Origin of the sequence: Marisediminitalea lipolytica, from assembly GCF_001758465.1 — a bacterium.
GTDB classification, from domain to species: domain Bacteria; phylum Pseudomonadota; class Gammaproteobacteria; order Enterobacterales; family Alteromonadaceae; genus Alteromonas; species Alteromonas lipolytica.
On record NZ_MJIC01000015.1, the window covers coordinates 407,723 to 424,006 of the forward strand.

The 16,284-nt window shown below is 47.8% G+C and carries 22 protein-coding genes; 14 read left to right on the forward strand and 8 right to left on the reverse strand.

The window, feature by feature from the left end; translation table 11 throughout:
• The first annotated feature begins 8 nt into the window (after positions 1 to 8).
• Positions 9 to 287, forward strand: coding sequence for a diguanylate cyclase (locus BFC17_RS16345; protein ID WP_268235988.1), 279 nt, complete (start codon positions 9 to 11; stop codon positions 285 to 287).
• A complete protein-coding gene (locus BFC17_RS16350) occupies positions 265 to 2,019 on the forward strand; it encodes an O-linked N-acetylglucosamine transferase, SPINDLY family protein (RefSeq protein ID WP_083271788.1) in 1,755 nt (584 codons plus the stop codon). Before BFC17_RS16345 ends, BFC17_RS16350 begins: the two co-directional genes overlap by 23 nt.
• Positions 2,020 to 2,033: 14 nt before the next feature.
• Here the strand turns inward: BFC17_RS16350 and BFC17_RS16355 are convergent, their stop codons facing one another.
• Positions 2,034 to 4,760, reverse strand: a complete 2,727-nt coding sequence (locus tag BFC17_RS16355; protein WP_070177551.1) for a hypothetical protein — start codon at positions 4,758 to 4,760, stop codon at positions 2,034 to 2,036.
• A gap of 166 nt (positions 4,761 to 4,926) precedes the next feature.
• On the opposite strand from BFC17_RS16355, the gene BFC17_RS16360 reads away from it, so the two are divergent.
• A complete protein-coding gene (locus BFC17_RS16360; RefSeq protein ID WP_070177552.1) occupies positions 4,927 to 6,273 on the forward strand; it encodes a radical SAM protein in 1,347 nt (448 codons plus the stop codon).
• Here BFC17_RS16360 and BFC17_RS22620 read toward each other — a convergent pair.
• The 4 genes from BFC17_RS22620 to BFC17_RS22630 form a co-directional block, all read right to left on the reverse strand.
• A complete protein-coding gene (locus BFC17_RS22620; RefSeq protein ID WP_175439586.1) occupies positions 6,270 to 6,446 on the reverse strand; it encodes a hypothetical protein in 177 nt (58 codons plus the stop codon). The two genes, BFC17_RS16360 and BFC17_RS22620, sit on opposite strands and share 4 nt — an antisense overlap.
• 41 nt (positions 6,447 to 6,487) lie before the next feature.
• Positions 6,488 to 6,715, reverse strand: coding sequence for a hypothetical protein (locus tag BFC17_RS16365; RefSeq protein WP_070177553.1), 228 nt, complete (start codon positions 6,713 to 6,715; stop codon positions 6,488 to 6,490).
• A gap of 224 nt (positions 6,716 to 6,939) precedes the next feature.
• Positions 6,940 to 7,077 carry a hypothetical protein gene (locus tag BFC17_RS22625; protein WP_175439587.1) on the reverse strand — a complete coding sequence of 46 codons (138 nt, stop codon included), beginning with the start codon at positions 7,075 to 7,077 and terminating at the stop codon, positions 6,940 to 6,942.
• Between the two features lie 11 nt (positions 7,078 to 7,088).
• The gene (locus BFC17_RS22630) at positions 7,089 to 7,229 is read right to left on the reverse strand and encodes a hypothetical protein (RefSeq protein ID WP_175439588.1); all 141 of its coding nucleotides are present in this window, start codon (positions 7,227 to 7,229) and stop codon (positions 7,089 to 7,091) included.
• A 440-nt stretch (positions 7,230 to 7,669) separates the two neighbouring features.
• Here BFC17_RS22630 and rpsJ point away from each other — a divergent pair, with 440 nt between their 5' ends.
• The 11 genes from rpsJ to rpsQ are packed head-to-tail and all read left to right on the forward strand — an operon-like array spanning position 7,670 to position 12,607.
• The gene (rpsJ, locus tag BFC17_RS16370) at positions 7,670 to 7,981 is read left to right on the forward strand and encodes a 30S ribosomal protein S10 (RefSeq protein WP_010179497.1); all 312 of its coding nucleotides are present in this window, start codon (positions 7,670 to 7,672) and stop codon (positions 7,979 to 7,981) included.
• Positions 7,982 to 7,999: 18 nt separating this feature from the next.
• A complete protein-coding gene (gene rplC / locus BFC17_RS16375) occupies positions 8,000 to 8,638 on the forward strand; it encodes a 50S ribosomal protein L3 (RefSeq protein WP_070177554.1) in 639 nt (212 codons plus the stop codon).
• Between the two features lie 18 nt (positions 8,639 to 8,656).
• Entirely contained in the window at positions 8,657 to 9,262 is a 606-nt protein-coding gene (rplD, locus tag BFC17_RS16380) for a 50S ribosomal protein L4 (RefSeq protein ID WP_070177555.1), read from the forward strand.
• Positions 9,259 to 9,558 carry a 50S ribosomal protein L23 gene (gene rplW / locus BFC17_RS16385; RefSeq protein ID WP_070177556.1) on the forward strand — a complete coding sequence of 100 codons (300 nt, stop codon included), beginning with the start codon at positions 9,259 to 9,261 and terminating at the stop codon, positions 9,556 to 9,558. The genes rplD and rplW overlap by 4 nt, the downstream gene beginning before the upstream one ends.
• 14 nt (positions 9,559 to 9,572) lie before the next feature.
• A complete protein-coding gene (rplB, locus tag BFC17_RS16390; RefSeq protein ID WP_070177557.1) occupies positions 9,573 to 10,397 on the forward strand; it encodes a 50S ribosomal protein L2 in 825 nt (274 codons plus the stop codon).
• Between the two features lie 15 nt (positions 10,398 to 10,412).
• Positions 10,413 to 10,688 carry a 30S ribosomal protein S19 gene (gene rpsS, locus BFC17_RS16395; RefSeq protein WP_070177558.1) on the forward strand — a complete coding sequence of 92 codons (276 nt, stop codon included), beginning with the start codon at positions 10,413 to 10,415 and terminating at the stop codon, positions 10,686 to 10,688.
• A gap of 11 nt (positions 10,689 to 10,699) precedes the next feature.
• Positions 10,700 to 11,032 (forward strand): 50S ribosomal protein L22, encoded by a 333-nt coding sequence (gene rplV / locus BFC17_RS16400; protein WP_070177559.1) that lies wholly within the window; start codon positions 10,700 to 10,702, stop codon positions 11,030 to 11,032.
• Between the two features lie 9 nt (positions 11,033 to 11,041).
• Positions 11,042 to 11,746, forward strand: coding sequence for a 30S ribosomal protein S3 (rpsC, locus tag BFC17_RS16405; protein WP_070177560.1), 705 nt, complete (start codon positions 11,042 to 11,044; stop codon positions 11,744 to 11,746).
• 2 nt (positions 11,747 to 11,748) lie between these two features.
• Positions 11,749 to 12,159 carry a 50S ribosomal protein L16 gene (rplP, locus tag BFC17_RS16410; RefSeq protein ID WP_070177561.1) on the forward strand — a complete coding sequence of 137 codons (411 nt, stop codon included), beginning with the start codon at positions 11,749 to 11,751 and terminating at the stop codon, positions 12,157 to 12,159.
• Entirely contained in the window at positions 12,159 to 12,350 is a 192-nt protein-coding gene (rpmC, locus tag BFC17_RS16415; RefSeq protein WP_070177562.1) for a 50S ribosomal protein L29, read from the forward strand. Before rplP ends, rpmC begins: the two co-directional genes overlap by 1 nt.
• A complete protein-coding gene (gene rpsQ, locus BFC17_RS16420; protein ID WP_070177563.1) occupies positions 12,350 to 12,607 on the forward strand; it encodes a 30S ribosomal protein S17 in 258 nt (85 codons plus the stop codon). The genes rpmC and rpsQ overlap by 1 nt, the downstream gene beginning before the upstream one ends.
• Before the next feature lie 450 nt (positions 12,608 to 13,057).
• Here rpsQ and BFC17_RS16425 read toward each other — a convergent pair whose 3' ends face one another.
• From BFC17_RS16425 to BFC17_RS16435, 3 genes are all read right to left on the reverse strand, one after another.
• On the reverse strand, positions 13,058 to 14,047 hold the full coding sequence (locus BFC17_RS16425; protein WP_070177564.1) for a proline iminopeptidase-family hydrolase: 990 nt from the start codon (positions 14,045 to 14,047) through the stop codon (positions 13,058 to 13,060).
• A 65-nt stretch (positions 14,048 to 14,112) separates the two neighbouring features.
• Entirely contained in the window at positions 14,113 to 15,195 is a 1,083-nt protein-coding gene (locus BFC17_RS16430) for a glycosyltransferase family 4 protein (RefSeq protein ID WP_070177565.1), read from the reverse strand.
• A gap of 2 nt (positions 15,196 to 15,197) precedes the next feature.
• On the reverse strand, positions 15,198 to 16,241 hold the full coding sequence (locus BFC17_RS16435) for a glycosyltransferase family 9 protein (protein WP_070177566.1): 1,044 nt from the start codon (positions 16,239 to 16,241) through the stop codon (positions 15,198 to 15,200).
• Positions 16,242 to 16,284 lie beyond the last annotated feature (43 nt).

Sequence of the window (16,284 nt, forward strand, 5' to 3'; positions counted from 1 at the left end):
CGGATATTATTGGCCGTATCGGCGGTGAAGAGTTCTTACTGGTTTTCCCGGCCGGTGAGAAACAGGCGGTGAAGGCTTCTCTTGAATCGTTTATACAAGCTTGTGGAAAGCTGCCATCTAAGCTATCGCAGTATGATGGGCTGAGCGTTACCTTTTCCATAGGCTTAACCAATGTAGATACCCGTCGGGAATTAATGGCTTCAATGACTAACGCCGATAACCTGCTTTATCAGGCCAAGGCACAGGGGAAGCGCAGGGTGGTAGATGATGAAACCAATCAGCAGTGAAGCGCTGCTACAACAAGCGCAGTCAGCATTTGGTCAGGGGGAGCTGACTAACGCTGTTGAACTTTTGCGGCGATGTTTAGCAACCGATGCCAAAAATACTTTGGCAGCAACGAACCTGTGTTTAGTGCTAGGGCGACTTGGCTTGTTTCCTGAAGCAAAAATGGCTGGTCTTAATGCACTGGCTCTGGCGCCTGAGTCGGTTCCTGCGCTGATTAATACCAGTGTAGCGTTGCAGGCTTTGGGCGAACTTGATGACGCTGAAGCCCTGCTATTACGCGCCGCTAAACTCGCGCCGAACAACAGCGATATATGGGATTGTCTAAGTCTGGGGCAGCAACAGGCAGGGCGGTTTGTTGAAGCGTTGCAAAGTTTACGTAAAGCCATCACCATCGCGCCTGAAAATGCCAATGCGGCCATGAATTACGGCTTGTTGCTGCAAAAGCTGGGGCATAGCGAAAGTGCGCTATTCTGGGCACAAAAAGCTTTAAGCATGGCTCCCGAAGACAGAACGTTGGCGCAGAACTATTTAATGTTCAGACAATATGTATTGAACGGTAACAGTGAGCAGGAAGTACAACAAACCTGCGCTGTTATTGCCAGAGCCTATCCGCCTGTGAGTCATCTGGCTGTAAAGCCTCGCACAGCAAATACAGTAAAAATCGGATTAATCTCTGCGGATTTTTATCGTCATCCGGTGGGTTACTTTTTGATTGGAGTGCTAGCAGAACTGGCGGCGCAGGGGATAGAGCTGGTGCTGTACATGAATCAAAGGAACCAGGATGGTCTCACCGATAAGCTGGTCTCACACGCATCGAAAGTCACCAACGTTATTGGGATATCAGACAGGCAGTTAGCCGAGATGATCATGGCGGATGAATTAACGTGTCTTATCGATTTGTCTGGACACTCGAAAGGAAACCGATTAGGGGCATTATTATATAAACCCTGTCCAAAACAATTTAGTTGGCTGGGCTACTTTGCCAGCACCGGATTAACGGCCATAGATGCGGTGATTCTGGGAGAGTTCCAGTATGTGAACGGCGTTGAAAAGTTCTATAGCGAAGCAATAGCTGTTATGAAAGGCAGTCATTTTACCTATACACCGCCAGAACATTGTCCGGACATAGCTCAGCGCCCAGCAATAGAGCAGCCTGGAGTCACTTTTGGGTCGTTCAATAATCTGGCAAAGCTCAATGAAAGGCTGTTAGATACCTGGAGTAAGATACTGCTTGCCGTCCCCAATAGCCGGTTAATTCTGAAGTGGTCAACGTTCATTGATGCGGGTGTAATTGAGGAAGTTACCAGGGCGTTTGAAATCCGAGGGGTGAGTAAAGACGTAATTATATGCCGCGCTTCCTCCGAACATTACGCCATGCTAAACGAATATAACGACGTTGATATTTGTTTAGATCCGTTCCCGTTTAATGGTGGCCTAACCACCTGTGAAGCGCTTTGGATGGGGGTTCCGGTGATATCTCTGGCTGGTGTTAAACCTGTATCAAGACAGTCAAAAGGCATCCTTGACGCCATCGGCTTATCTGATTTAGTGGTGACTACTGAGCGTTGCTATGTACAGAAGGCGGTGGCCTTGGCCGCAGACACAAAGCGCAGAGATTATCTTCGACAAAGCTTGCGAGGCAGGATGGAACAAAGCCCTTTGATGGATTATAAAACAATGGCGAACTCATTGCTCGCCATTGTTAAATCGGATACGACCGCCTGGCTCAGTTAACTATGGCCCTAACGCTATTTACTCTGTAATTGTTTGCGGCGTAATCCTGCAAATGTCAGACCGCCTAACATCAACAGCAGGCCAGAAGGCGACGATACCGTTGTAGCGGCAGAGTCGATAAATGTACCGATAAACCGGTAGGAATATTGTTCCCCCGCTTCACCAAAAGCGGCCCCAACATCAGTAGTGAGCAGTAAAGTAAATTCAAAGTTACCGGTTAAATAGTCGTCCAGCGTAAAATAGCTATCGAAAATATCCTGCTCGTACAACACCATGCCGCCGTTAAAGCCGAACAGACTGAACAGATCTCCGTGTAAGCCGCCAAAAGTCACATCAAGCAGCGTCATTCCGGTGAACGGATTGTCCACCGCCAGGTCAGTTGACTGGTTTGCGATGTTAAAGTTTATCTGCCATGGGTTAGCAAGGTCTATTTGACCCATATCCATTGTTTGCCCGGCTGTATAAATGGAACTGTAAATCGGACCCACTTCAACGTTTCTTTCATAAGAAGATTGGCAACTGGATGAGCCTGCCACGGCATAAAGCCCCGCCGGGCAGGTGTTAGCCGCGGTTGCGCCACTGAACGCAACAAACGTGCCCGGAGGCGCTGGTGTAGCCGATGATTGCCCTGCCGTTGCCACGTAATAGCCCGGTTGTGCGGGCGTTGCAGCAGAAGCTCCCTCAGCATCAACATAAGTTCCTGGCGGTGCAGCGAAGGGGGCGATAGCACCTTCCATCGGCACGAAATACCCAACTGGTGCTGCCTTAGCGGCAGTGGCGCCGTTGGTATCCACATAATAACCGGGCTCTGCAGGAATCGCCGCTGAATAACCCTCGCCCGGCACATAGCTTCCTGCAGGAGCTTGCTGTGCAGTGGTTGCTCCCGCATTTGGCACGTAATAACCAGCCGGAGCAGGTGTGGATGATGTTTGCCCTGGCTGTTCTACATAGGTGCCAACTTCTGCCAGGGTAGGCGCCGATGCCCCCGCTGTTGGAACATAGCTACCCGCTGGGGCTGGCTGGGCAGCAATTGCGCCTTCATTTGGAACATAATAACCCGCTGCCGCCGGAGTGGATGCAGTTTGTCCTGGTTGGGCTACATAGCTGCCAGGCTCAGCCAGCGTGGCTGCTGAAGCGCCTTCAGCTGGAACATAGCTACCTGCAGGGGCTTGTTGAGCATAGGTAGCCCCGTAACTATCGACAAAGTAACCTGCTGGCGCGAGGGTAGATTCGGTTGCCCCTGTAGTATTTACGTATGAGCCCGGCTCAGCTGGTAAAGCAGTGCTATAACCTTCTCCAGGCACATAGGTCCCCATTCCTGCAATCTGTGCGGAGGTTGCGCCTTCATTTGGAACATAATAACCCGCTGCCGCCGGAGTGGATGCAGTTTGTCCTGGCTGGGCTACATAGCTGCCAGGCTCAGCCAGCGTAGGTGCAGATGCGCCTTCAGTTGGAACATAGCTACCTGCAGGGGCTTGTTGAGCATTGGTAGCCCCGTAACTATCGACAAAGAATCCCGCTGGCGCGAGTGTAGATTCGGTCGCACCTGTAGTATTTACGTATGAGCCCGGCTCAGCTGGTAAGGCAGCGCTGTAACCTTCTCCAGGTACATAGGTCCCCATTCCTGCAATCAGTGAGGACGTTGCGCCAGCGTTGGGTACAAAATAGCCCGCCGGGGCTGGCGTAGCAGACGCTTGACCAACCTGATCGACATAGGTGCCAGGGGCTGCCAGTGTTGGCGCTATAGCGCCTTCAGTTGGAACGTACGAACCCACTGGGGCTGCTTTAGCAGCCGAGGAGCCAGCAGTATCTACATAATAGCCAACAGGTGCGGGCGTGGTTTCCGTGGCACCGGTGGTATTAACGTATGAGCCTGGTGCGGCTTGTAGCGCTGCACTATAGCCCTCGCCAGGTACATAAGTGCCCATTCCTGCAATCTGTGCCGTGGAAGCGCCTTCATTAGGCACAAAATAGCCTGCGGCGGCTGGGGTAGCAGAGGATTGACCAACCTGATCGACATAGGTGCCAGGCGCGGCCAGCGTTGGTGCTTCAGCGCCTTCAGTCGGTACATATGAGCCAACTGGCGCTTGTTTAGCAGCAGTCGCACCAGAGGTATCAACGTAATAGCCGACAGGTGCAGGGGTGGTTGCTGTAGCACCGGTGGTATTAACGTATGAGCCTGGTGCGGCTTGTAGCGCTGCACTATAGCCCTCGCCAGGTACATAAGTGCCCATTCCTGCAATCTGTGCCGTGGAAGCGCCTTCATTAGGCACAAAATAGCCTGCGGCGGCTGGGGTAGCAGAGGATTGACCAACCTGATCGACATAGGTACCAGGCTCAGCCAGCGTTGGTGCTGCAGCGCCTTCAGTAGATACATATGAGCCAATTGGCGCTGGTTTAGCAGCGGACGCCCCTAAAATATCTACATAATACCCTGCTGATGCAGGCGTAGCTGCCGAGGCACCGGTAGTGTTTACATAAAAACCTAAAGGGGCCAGGGTTGCAGATGTGGCACCTTCCGTAGCGACGAATCTTCCTATAGGAGCCGGTGTTGGTGCGGTTGCTCCATTTAAGGCTACATAAGTACCTACTGGCGCAATAATGCAGTCAGCCCCTGAGGCGCCGTCTGGGCCGTAATAGCCTGCAGAACAGTTGCTATCTGCGAAAGCTGGTGAGGCTAATAAGGCGAGTGTTATGGCAGAGAGTTTTAATCCATTCCGTGCCTGATGAGATACTTCCATGTTTTGCTCCTACTACTCTATTGCCAGAATGCACATATCATTAACATTATGAACATTGCTGGTTAAATATCAAACAGTTTGTCGGGTGGTCTGACATCAAGTGGCATTGCAAGTGTATTTAAACGCCGTTAGCGTATAGGGCGGGATAAGTTGGAGAATAGACTACATGGATCATCAGGAAGTCAACAATGCATTTCAGCAGGCCGCAACATTACATCGTGCAGGTGAATATGCCCAGGCAGAGATTATGTATCGTAACTTGATGACTCAACCGCTGTTGCGAAGTGAAATCTCTTTGAACCTGGTTACGTTATTACTGGCCACCGAAAAATATGCTGCGGCAAATGTTTTGCTTACCGAATTACATAGTATTGCCCCACAAACGCCCTATTTAGATAAAACTTGTTTCGATATGGCGCTGCTTTTTTATGAAAAAGGTTACTGGATTGAGGCTGAGCCCTGGATAAGGATTGCATTGGGCTACTTTCCCAAGGATAAAAAACTGGCATGGATCCTAAACCGTATAAAACCCCGTGATTATATAGCGCCGGAAGTATTTGACCCATTGCTTGGTGAAACGCTATTGCGAGCAAGTCCACGTGAAGCTGAGAAATACGTTTACACTATTGATATTGCCGGTACATGTAACCTGAGGTGCCCCAGTTGTCCGGTGGGAAATATATCCGGAACAGGCCGCACTGTCGGCATGATGAATGTTGAATTGTTTAAAAAAATACTGGCAAAAATAAATCAGGAAAGCCCCTGCGAACATCCTCAGATTTGGTTATATAACTGGGGCGAGCCGTTGCTACACCCCAAATTGGCAGAATTTATTGATCTAATTCATCAATACAAAATGTCGGCGCATATTTCAACAAACCTGAACGTAACGCAAAACCTGGAGCAAGTAATAAAGGCTGGGCCAGACGAACTAAAAATCTCTATTTCCGGCATGTCCCCAAAAACCTATAGTTTTTCTCACCAACGGGGCGACATCAATCTGGTGAAATCGAATTTGTATAAGATTCGCTATCTGATAGATAAATATAAGCAGACCGGAATACGGGTATGGATGGGCCAGCATATCTACAAGCACAACCAGCATGAGATTGAAGCGGCCGTAAATATATGCCGGGAGTTGGGTTACGAACACCATCCTATTGCTGCTTATTTACAACCATTGGAAAAAGCATTTGAGGTTATCGAATATGGAGAATCTGAAAAAGATAAAGCAATCGTGTCTGAACTGTTAACTCATCCAAGAGATACCGCAGCGAAGTTAAGTGCTTCAAGACGAAAAGACTATGATTGTGAGTTACGGTTTAACCAGACCGTAATTAACTATGATGGTAGTGTCGCCTTGTGCTGTAATGTTTATGAGCCAAAAAATATGCTGGGAGTACAGTTTCTGGATAATACTCATAAAGAAATTGAGGTTCTTAAGTATCGTCATAGTTTTTGTGAGAAATGCCGGAAACTTGGTCTGAATTACACACCAGCAAAGATGAGTTAAGGAATATCATCACCAGAGAAAGCATTGTGGCCAAATAAACTTCGGTAAAAAATCTGGTGGCGTTCTAAAACTGCCAGAGCCAACAAAAAATAACTGGTCATTGCTGCAAGTGACACCGTAAAAGCAGTTATCTCTAGCGTTGGAGATATCTGTAAGGTGTCGAACTTACTCATCTTTACTTCCTCTTCGTTGCATTTCGAAAAAGTTTACTTTCCTAAATGATTATCAAAAAAAGAAGTGCAATAAGGCCACCGGTGCCTGAAAGTGCAAGTTCAATTTTTCTTGTAGGGTTTTTTATCAACCTGTAAAGATTTGAGAGGTATAAAAAACATAATGCTGCCGCCAGTAGCGTTTTATGGTCAAACTCGTCTAAAGTCATCTTCGCTGACCATGAGACTAATAAAACTGCAATGGTGAGGATGACTGTTATTATGGGGTTCATGATAAATCCTTTTGACAGATTAGAGATAATGCACTGCTAAAGCAGTGCATTTTTTCTATTTCTTTTCTCGTAACGCCATTTCCGCTCCTACAGCGAAACCGACGGACGCTGCGAAACTACCTAGTGCTGCAGAACCAAAGTAAACGCCGTATGCTACTACGGGCAATATGCCCCCAGTAACGGCCTCTAACTCACTGTTTTTAATCAAAGTCATAAGATTTTCCTTACTCTTCAAGAAGCCAATAGATAAATGCTGCTGTACCAGCAACAGCTCCAGCTCTACCCAGAACAGAGGCCGCTAGTATCAGTACAGGGTGACCGCCGTAAATTGTCTCAACGTCTTTTGTATTTAATTCACGCATAATTCCGTTTCCTATTTATAAAGATAATGACCGAGAGCCTTACCGCCTTCATAAAGGCCAATAAGGCCGCTAGTAATTTCAACAGCCGCAATGATTAAAGGAATTACACCGCCGTTTACCTCATGAGTTTCCGCAATAGAAAGTTCGTACATAGTATTCTCCGTTTAATTGAATCCCGAATTGGGTCTACAAGCTTAAATAAGTGGAGCGACAGATATAACTGTCCTACTGACTAGAAAAATAACGGGTTTTGTGAAGATATCAGTAAACTCAGGCTTTTATTGTGTGACTGAGCCACGAAAAAACCTGTTGTCTAAAGAAAAGACAAACTAACAGTTGCATACCCCCATTAAATCTGTATAATTCGCGCCCACTTGCCCTGTGTCTAGAACATAAGGTGCATGGTTTCGGCCGCAGCCACACTGCTTTTAGGGTGGTCGCCAAAGCAACGTCGTTAAGACGTAGCGGGCGTGTCAGAGACAAGAACAAGATTCCAATTGGGAATCACTGGTTTATACGCACATCTTTTCGTCCCAAGAATAAAAGGGAGTGAGGAGATGATTTTTTTGTTCTTTCGATTGGAGCTTAATCGATGCCAAATCAAAGAATTCGTATTCGTTTAAAAGCGTTTGATCACAAGTTGATCGATCAGTCTACGGCTGAAATCGTTGAAACGGCGAAACGTACTGGTGCTCAGGTCAGCGGTCCAATTCCACTGCCTACTCGCAAAGAACGCTATACAGTTCTGATTTCTCCGCACGTTAATAAAGACGCGCGTGATCAATATGAAATCCGTACTCATAAGCGTTTGGTAGACATCATTGAACCAACTGACAAGACCGTTGACGCGCTGATGCGTCTGGACTTGGCTGCTGGTGTTGATGTTCAAATCAGCCTGGGCTAACAAGAGAGGGTAATAACAATGGCGATTGGTCTAGTCGGTCGTAAAGTGGGTATGACTCGCATCTTCACTGAAGATGGCACGTCTATCCCTGTGACTGTTATTGAAGCGACCCCTAACCGTGTTACTCAGTTACGCACTGATGAAACTGACGGTTATCGCGCACTGCAAGTTACTGCAGGTACCAAAAAAGCGAACCGCGTAAACAAAGCTGCAGCAGGTCACTTTGCTAAAGCTGGTGTTGAAGCTGGCCGTGGTCTTTGGGAATTCCGCCTGGAAGATAACGAAGGTGCCGACATTGAAGTAGGCAGTGAAATCACTGTTGAAATCTTCAACGACACCAAGAAAATTGACGTAACTGGTACGTCTAAAGGTAAAGGTTTTGCCGGTGCTATCAAACGTTGGAACTTTAGTTCACAGCGTATGACTCACGGTAACTCTCTGTCACACCGTGCACCTGGTTCAATTGGTCAAAACCAATCACCAGGTAAAGTATTCAAAGGCAAGAAAATGGCTGGCCAGCTTGGTAACAAGCAAGTCACCACTCAGTCTTTGGAAGTTGTACGCATTGACGTAGAAAACAGCCTGATCCTGGTTAAAGGTGCCGTACCTGGCGCAACTGGTGGCGACGTTGTCGTTAAACCAGCTGTTAAAGCGTAACGTCTGGGAGTTGAACTGATGGAATTAACATTGAAAGACGCGCAAAGCGCTCTTGAAGTATCCGAAGCGACCTTTGGACGTGAATTCAACGAAGCCCTGGTTCACCAGGTAGTTGTAGCTTACGGCAATGGTGCTCGTCAGGGTACTAAAGCACAAAAGACACGTTCTGAAGTACGTGGTGGTGGTAAGAAGCCATGGCGTCAAAAAGGTACTGGTCGTGCTCGTGCAGGTACTATCCGCAGCCCAATCTGGGTTGGTGGTGGCCGTGCATTTGCTGCCAAGCCTCGTGACTTTGACCAAAAAGTTAACAAAAAAATGTATCGTGGTGCGATTAAGAGCATCCTGTCTGAACTGGTTCGCCAAGATCGTCTGGTAGTGGTTGAGAAGTTCGGTGTTGACACACCTAAGACTAAAGCTCTGGTTGCTAAGCTGAACGAACTGGAATTAAACGATGTTCTTATCGTAACTCCAGAAGTTGAAGAAAACCTGTTCCTGGCCGCTCGTAACCTGTACAAGGTTGACGTACGCGACGCAGCAGGTATCGACCCGGTCAGCCTGATTGCATTTGAAAAAGTACTTATCACTGCTGATGCAGTGAAACAACTTGAGGAGGCGTTAGCATGAGTGAAGAACGTCTACTAAAAGTGCTTAAGGCACCACACGTTTCAGAAAAGTCTACTATGGCTGCTGAAGCGGGTAACACAGTTGTATTTAAAGTAGCTAAAGACGCGAACAAAGCTGAAATCAAAGCAGCAGTTGAAAAACTGTTTGAAGTTGAAGTAGCAGCGGTTCGTACTGTACTCGTTAAGGGTAAAACCAAGCGTCACGGTATGTCTTTCGGTAAACGCAGCGACTGGAAAAAAGCGTACGTTTCGCTTAAAGAAGGTCAGGACATCGACTTCGTCGGTGGTGCTGAGTAAGAAGGGGATTAGAAATGCCATTAATGAAAGCTAAGCCAACTTCTGCCGGTCGTCGTCACGTAGTTCAGGTTGTAAACCCTGATCTGCACAAAGGTGCACCTTATGCACCTCTGCTGGAAAAAAACAGCAAGTCTGGCGGCCGTAACAACAATGGTCGTATTACTACACGTCATATCGGTGGTGGTCACAAGCAACATTACCGTGTAATTGACTTTAAACGTAATAAAGACGGCATCCCAGCGAAAGTTGAGCGTTTAGAATATGATCCTAACCGTTCTGCAAACATTGCATTAGTACTGTATGCAGACGGTGAGCGTAAATACATCCTGGCACCTAAAGGTATCCAGGCTGGTGACGCAATCCAATCTGGTCCAAATGCGCCTATCAAAGCGGGTAACGCTATGGCTATGCGCAGCATGCCAGTTGGTACCGTTGTACACGCGATTGAAATGAAGCCTGGCAAAGGTGCACAGATTGCACGTTCTGCTGGTGCTAACGCACAGATCCTGGCTCGTGACGGTAACTACGTTACTTTACGTCTGCGTTCAGGCGAAATGCGCAAAGTATTATCTGATTGCCGCGCCACCATTGGTGAAGTGGGCAACGCAGAGCACATGCTTCGTTCATTAGGTAAAGCTGGTGCAAGCCGCTGGCGTGGTGTTCGTCCAACCGTTCGTGGTGTTGTAATGAACCCGGTTGACCACCCACACGGTGGTGGTGAAGGTCGTACTTCTGGCGGTCGTCACCCAGTAACTCCTTGGGGTGTTCCTACTAAAGGTAAGAAAACCCGAAGCAACAAGCGTACCGATAAGCTTATCGTACGTCGTCGTAATAAATAATAGCGAGGATTCACCATGCCACGTTCTCTCAAGAAAGGTCCATTTATCGACCTTCACTTGCTGAAGAAGGTAGAGGCTGCAGTGGAAAAGAACGAACGTAAACCAATTAAAACCTGGTCACGTCGTTCTATCATCATCCCAGATATGATTGGGTTGACCATTGCAGTCCATAACGGCCGCCAACATGTACCTGTCATCGTAAGTGACGAAATGGTCGGCCACAAGTTGGGCGAATTTGCGCCAACGCGTACTTACCGCGGCCATGTCGCGGATAAGAAAGCTAAACGTTAAGGGGTAGGAAGATGGAAGCATTAGCTAAACACCGTTTTGCCCGCACGTCGGCTCAAAAAGCACGCTTGGTTGCGGATCAAGTTCGCGGTATGCACGTAGAAAAAGCACTTGAGCTTTTAACGTACAGCCCTAAGAAAAGCGCTACGCTGATCAAGAAAGTTCTGGAATCAGCAATCGCTAACGCAGAACATAACGAAGGTGCAGACATTGATGAACTGCGCGTCGCTAAGATCTACGTTGACGAAGGCCCAACTATGAAACGTATCAAGCCACGTGCTAAAGGCCGTGCGGATCGTATCTTTAAGCGTAGCAGTCACATCACTGTGGTTGTAGCGGATAACTAGGAGTAGATAATGGGACAGAAGGTACATCCTACAGGTATACGCCTGGGTATCAGTAAACCATGGACTTCTACCTGGTACGCTAATACCGCAGATTATGCAGATAACCTGTACAATGACCATCAGGTACGTCAGTACCTGACAAAACAACTGAAAAACGCTTCACTGTCTAAAATCGTGATCGAGCGTCCTGCTAAGAGCATCCGTGTGACAATTCACACTGCTCGTCCAGGCGTGGTTATCGGTAAGAAAGGCGAAGACGTTGAAAAGCTGCGTAACTATGTGTCTAAGCTGGCCGGTGTGCCTGCTCAGATCAACATTGCTGAAGTACGCAAGCCAGAGCTGGATGGTCAGTTAGTTGCTGACAGCATTTCAAGCCAGCTGGAACGCCGTGTAATGTTCCGTCGCGCTATGAAGCGTGCGGTTCAAAACGCAATGCGCCTTGGCGCAAAAGGTATCAAAGTAGAAGTTAGCGGTCGTTTAGGCGGTGCAGAGATTGCACGTTCTGAATGGTACCGTGAAGGTCGTGTTCCTCTGCACACTTTCCGTGCGGATATCGATTACGCGACTTCTGAAGCGTCTACTACTTACGGTATCATCGGCGTTAAAGTATGGATCTTCAAAGGTGAAGTTCTAGGTGGTTTACCTACAACTCAAGAGCCGGCAGCGCCAGCTCAACCTAAGAAGAAAGGCCGCAACGCTAAGCGAGAGGGCTAATCATGTTACAACCAAAACGCATGAAATTCCGTAAAATGCACAAAGGCCGCAACCGCGGTACAGCTGCGGGAGCTACTGTTGCCTTTGGTACTTACGGTCTTAAAGCGGTTGGTCGTGGTCGAATGACTGCGCGCCAAATTGAGGCTGCACGTCGTGCCATGACTCGTCACGTTAAGCGTCAAGGTAAAATCTGGATTCGGGTTTTCCCTGACAAGCCAATTACTGAGAAGCCTCTTGAGGTTCGTCAAGGTAAAGGTAAGGGTAACGTTGAGTACTGGGTATGCCAAATTCAACCTGGTCGTGTTCTTTATGAGATGGAAGGTGTTCCTGAAGCTCTGGCACGCGAAGCGTTTTCTTTGGCTGCGGCAAAACTGCCATTTAAAACAACCTTTGTAACTCGGACGGTGATGTAATGAAAGCAGCTGAACTGAAAGAAAAAAGCGTAGAAGAGCTGAATGCAGAGTTATTAAACCTGCTACGCGAGCAGTTCAACTTACGCATGCAGCATTCAACTGGCCAGCTTGAAAAAACCGACCAGTTGAAGAAAGTGCGTCGCAGCATCGCGCGTGTTAAAACCATTCTGACTCAAAAGGCTGATGCGTAATGACTGAGCAAAAAATTCGTACAGTACAAGGTCGTGTGGTTAGCAACAAAATGGATAAAACCATTACTGTTGCGGTAGAACGTTTTGTTAAGCACCCTATCTACGGGAAGTTCATCAAGCGAACTACTAAACTGCACGCTCACGACGAAAGCAACGTGTGCAACGAAGGCGATACAGTTACTGTTCGCGAATGTGCACCAATCTCTAAGAACAAATCTTGGATGTTGGTTGACGTTGTTGAGAAAGCTGGCGTTTAATCGCTACTTTCTAAGCGTTTAAAAAAAGCCGCTCATTAGAGCGGCTTTTTTGTGCCTGAAATGTAGGTAAACTTATATTTTATTGGTCTAAAGTTTAATAATAGATTAAGTTTGCCTAATCTTAATTAGGTTAATCTAATGTATTGAATATAAAGGTGTATTGAATTTACCTATATAAATTAAAGCATGCTTCAGGCAGCTTTAAGCTATACTTTAAGTTGGTGTTTGGCTGTTTATGGTGGATGAGTTGGTCTAAGCCTCTGAGATTAGTTTATCTCTGGAGTTTAATTGTTAGTGAGTTTGATAATTTTTTTTATCTTACTGAATATTATGGTTTTATTTTGTCTTTCTACGAAAATTTAAGATTGTGTCAAAAATAAACAGCAGGTAAATTTTCTTTTTTCTTGCATAACCCGCTTCCGGAACAAATACCATTGCCGTAGCGCTTACTTATTCAGGATCATGTCTGCTAAGCCAGCTGGTTAAAATGGCTTCAGTTATGACCGGCCTGTCAGTGTAAAAACCGTGTGCGCCTCCAGGCACAACGGCTAATTCTGCACCTGGAGTTAGTTTAAGGTAATTCTGAACGGTATCGATCCGGGCAGAGTCATACTGGCCAATCATAAACAGGGTTTTGTTAGCGTCGATGTCCGCGAGCAAATGTGTGGCATCATAATGCTTTAACACGCCGGTAGATGAGAACTCACTGGGCCCCCACATTTTTTGATAAATAAGCGGGTTAAATCCGTTGCCGCCGACATTTTTATAATATTCCAGTTTTGCCTGACTCGGCGTGCCCGGGGTATAGTGTGCTGAATACAGTCTGGTATAGGCGGTACGGCAAACATTGCCTGTTGGTGGCTGTGAAGATTCACACATACGTAAGGTTTCCTGAACTGCTTCAGGCGCTGCTTTTACTAACAGATTCGCATCCATGATCCAGTGTGGTGTTGAGATAAAAGTACCACCCAGTACGGTCGATACCGTGTGTTGTGGGTATTTAGCGCTGTACTCCAGCGCCAGAGCCGAACCCCAGCTATACCCTACCACATGCCAGCGCTCAACCCCTAACTGCTGTCGAATGGTTTCAATGGACTCGACGAAGCGTTCTACCCGCCAGTTTGCTGGGTCGTTGGGTTGTTCTGATTTACCGCTATCGAGCTGGTCGTACATAACGACCATGCGCTCGTCTGCCAGCCCGGTCATTCCCGCGAAGCCATTGTGGGTGCCGCCAGGCCCGCCATGAATAAATATTACCGGCGCTTTGTCAGTCTTTGCCACGCCATTTAGCCGAACATAAATCCTGCCACCTTCCACCGGCACCATCAGCTCTTTTTCAGCTGCTGCATAGGGCTTGGTAGCACTTTGTGCATTAAGGCTAAACAGAAAGCAGACGGTTGTAATAATAAGCTGGGTGACAGAACGAAGTGGCTGACTCACGGTAACTCCTAGCCGGCATAAACAAAAGCCAGTATAAAGAGGTTTATCCGTGCTCTCCAGCCAGTCTATCTGCTTAGTTGTGAATATAATCTTATATAGTCAGCAGCCATAGCTGCTGTGGAAAAGTGCGTGCTTACGTGGTGGAACAGGTTGGCTGCATATTTCTGTCGTTTATGCGGATCCTCTAGGGCTTCAAAAATGACATTTGCCAGCAGTTTGGATTCTCCCGCCGGCGTGAGCCAACCTGTTTGCCCGTTGATAATAATCTCAGGAATGCCACCCGATGGGCTGGCAATCACCGGCACATTACACGCACCGGCCTGTAACAGAATAACGCCGAGCCCCTCTGCATGCGCTGGATGTACCATGAGATCGATATTAGGTAGAATTCTGGCGACGTCGTTAGTAAACCCACACAAGCGCACGTTGTGTTGCAAGCCGGCATGCTCAATCTGACGTTCATATTCCTGGGCCAGGCTGCCTTTACCAAATAGTAGGCAAATCGTGTTCGGATGCAATTTCACCACGTCCTGCATTGCACTGATGATTTCTGTTTGTCCTTTCCGGCCGATCAACTGGGCGAAGTTAGCCACCACGAGAAAGCCGGGGGGGATGTCAAACTGGTTGTTAAACCACGCTCTATCCGGTTTATGTGCAAACTCCGTGAGGTCTACGGATGAATGAATCACCTGCTGAAATACTTTTTCAGGACAGCGTTGCGAAACAACCTTTCTGACCCCTTCGGAAATACTTACCACTGCGCTGTACTGCGCATATTTAGCGCTGGCGATGCCAGCTTCAGGATTATCCACACGTCTGGTACAGACTGCCGGGATACCCGAGCGTTTAGCCATGATTGCAGTCCATAGATCTGCACCTCTACGGCTGTGTGCATGCAGAATACGGGGTCTGGTTGCCCGAATAAGCCCGCCTAATCGCCATAAAATACTGATGTCGAGCTCGCCGGCATAGGGCAGCGCGTGGATTGTACAGCCGGGTAAATTTTGCCTGGCAATTTCGCTGCCTTCGGCGCATACCAGCAGTTGCTCGATTGATGGGTCTTGTTGGTAAATGGCGTTGATTAAGTAAACCACCTGCTTGGCACCGCCATATAAATGCCTGCCAAGTTCTATATGTAAAATACGCATAGTTACAGTAAGCCCTCAAGTGTTTGCTGCACCATTTGCGGGGTCACCGCCTGCATGCAATCAAATCTGCCGTCACAGGTAGGGCGGCGTTTACAAGGTGCACAGGCTATATCAGCGTAGAGGATTCTGGCTGCCGGGTTTTGCGTTTGCGTGTACGGTCGGGTGGAACCGAAAATCGCGATAGTAGGGCGTTGGTAGACCATACCAATGTGTGTTAAACCCGTATCGACCCCGATTAGCGCCTGGCATTGGGCAATCACCGCCGCACTTTCAGTAATGCTGAGTGAACCAGCCAGGCTAACGCAATGAGCATAATTTTGGGTTAACTGTGCTGCTTGATGTTTATCCGCAGGCCCGCCCAGTACGACTATTTTATGGCCGGCTTTTCCCAGTGTTGTCAGCAGTTCGTGCCAGTGAGGCAGTAACCAGTGCTTTTGCGGACGGGTAGTGAATGGTGCTATGACCAGATAGGGTGACTCTATACCTGATTTTTCGAGTTGTGCTTTCGCCGCGACACGGTCTTCGTTGCTAAGGTTTAGTGTTAGTTGAAAAGGCGTATCACTGAATTGGCTGGCCAGAAACTTGTATTCGCTACTGATGTCATTGGACAGGGGTTTGTCATAAACTTCGGTTAACAGCCATTGGCTGCGCTCCTTACTGTTAAAACCAACACGCCGACGGGCGCCGGTAAATATGGCTAGCAGTGCACTTTTTAGCAATCCCTGGGCGTCTACCACCATGTCAAAATGATAGCTTTTCAGCATTTTTCTGAAGCGTAAAATGGCTTTTATCAGTGCCAGGTAACGCCCTGCTTGCGCTAGTTTACGCCACTCTTGCTTAGGCCAGGTAATCACATTGTCAACGTCCGGATGATTGGCAACCAGCGAGGCATAGGGGGCTTCAACCAGCCAGCTAATGGTCACACGGTTGTCAAAATGCTGTTTTAAGCTGGACGGCAGGCCTGAGGCCATTACAATATCGCCCATTGCACTTAACCTGACAATCAGCACAGCGGGTTGGGTGGCAGCAGACGTGTGTGAAGACATGCAACAAAAACAAAAAGAAAAACCTGGCGGTTAGCTAAACAAA

Coding starts and splice junctions, on each gene's coding strand:
- BFC17_RS16430 (WP_070177565.1), bottom strand. CDS start 15,195: ATGCGTATTTTACATATAGAACTTGGCAGGCATTTATATGGCGGTGCC.
- rpsS (WP_070177558.1), top strand. CDS start 10,413: ATGCCACGTTCTCTCAAGAAAGGTCCATTTATCGACCTTCACTTGCTG.
- rplD (WP_070177555.1), top strand. CDS start 8,657: ATGGAATTAACATTGAAAGACGCGCAAAGCGCTCTTGAAGTATCCGAA.
- BFC17_RS16355 (WP_070177551.1), bottom strand. CDS start 4,760: ATGGAAGTATCTCATCAGGCACGGAATGGATTAAAACTCTCTGCCATA.
- rplB (WP_070177557.1), top strand. CDS start 9,573: ATGCCATTAATGAAAGCTAAGCCAACTTCTGCCGGTCGTCGTCACGTA.
- rpmC (WP_070177562.1), top strand. CDS start 12,159: ATGAAAGCAGCTGAACTGAAAGAAAAAAGCGTAGAAGAGCTGAATGCA.
- BFC17_RS22620 (WP_175439586.1), bottom strand. CDS start 6,446: ATGAGTAAGTTCGACACCTTACAGATATCTCCAACGCTAGAGATAACT.
- BFC17_RS16350 (WP_083271788.1), top strand. CDS start 265: ATGATGAAACCAATCAGCAGTGAAGCGCTGCTACAACAAGCGCAGTCA.
- rpsJ (WP_010179497.1), top strand. CDS start 7,670: ATGCCAAATCAAAGAATTCGTATTCGTTTAAAAGCGTTTGATCACAAG.
- BFC17_RS16365 (WP_070177553.1), bottom strand. CDS start 6,715: ATGAACCCCATAATAACAGTCATCCTCACCATTGCAGTTTTATTAGTC.
- BFC17_RS16360 (WP_070177552.1), top strand. CDS start 4,927: ATGGATCATCAGGAAGTCAACAATGCATTTCAGCAGGCCGCAACATTA.
- BFC17_RS16435 (WP_070177566.1), bottom strand. CDS start 16,241: ATGTCTTCACACACGTCTGCTGCCACCCAACCCGCTGTGCTGATTGTC.
- rplV (WP_070177559.1), top strand. CDS start 10,700: ATGGAAGCATTAGCTAAACACCGTTTTGCCCGCACGTCGGCTCAAAAA.
- BFC17_RS22625 (WP_175439587.1), bottom strand. CDS start 7,077: ATGCGTGAATTAAATACAAAAGACGTTGAGACAATTTACGGCGGTCAC.
- BFC17_RS22630 (WP_175439588.1), bottom strand. CDS start 7,229: ATGTACGAACTTTCTATTGCGGAAACTCATGAGGTAAACGGCGGTGTA.
- rplP (WP_070177561.1), top strand. CDS start 11,749: ATGTTACAACCAAAACGCATGAAATTCCGTAAAATGCACAAAGGCCGC.
- rpsQ (WP_070177563.1), top strand. CDS start 12,350: ATGACTGAGCAAAAAATTCGTACAGTACAAGGTCGTGTGGTTAGCAAC.
- rplC (WP_070177554.1), top strand. CDS start 8,000: ATGGCGATTGGTCTAGTCGGTCGTAAAGTGGGTATGACTCGCATCTTC.
- rplW (WP_070177556.1), top strand. CDS start 9,259: ATGAGTGAAGAACGTCTACTAAAAGTGCTTAAGGCACCACACGTTTCA.
- rpsC (WP_070177560.1), top strand. CDS start 11,042: ATGGGACAGAAGGTACATCCTACAGGTATACGCCTGGGTATCAGTAAA.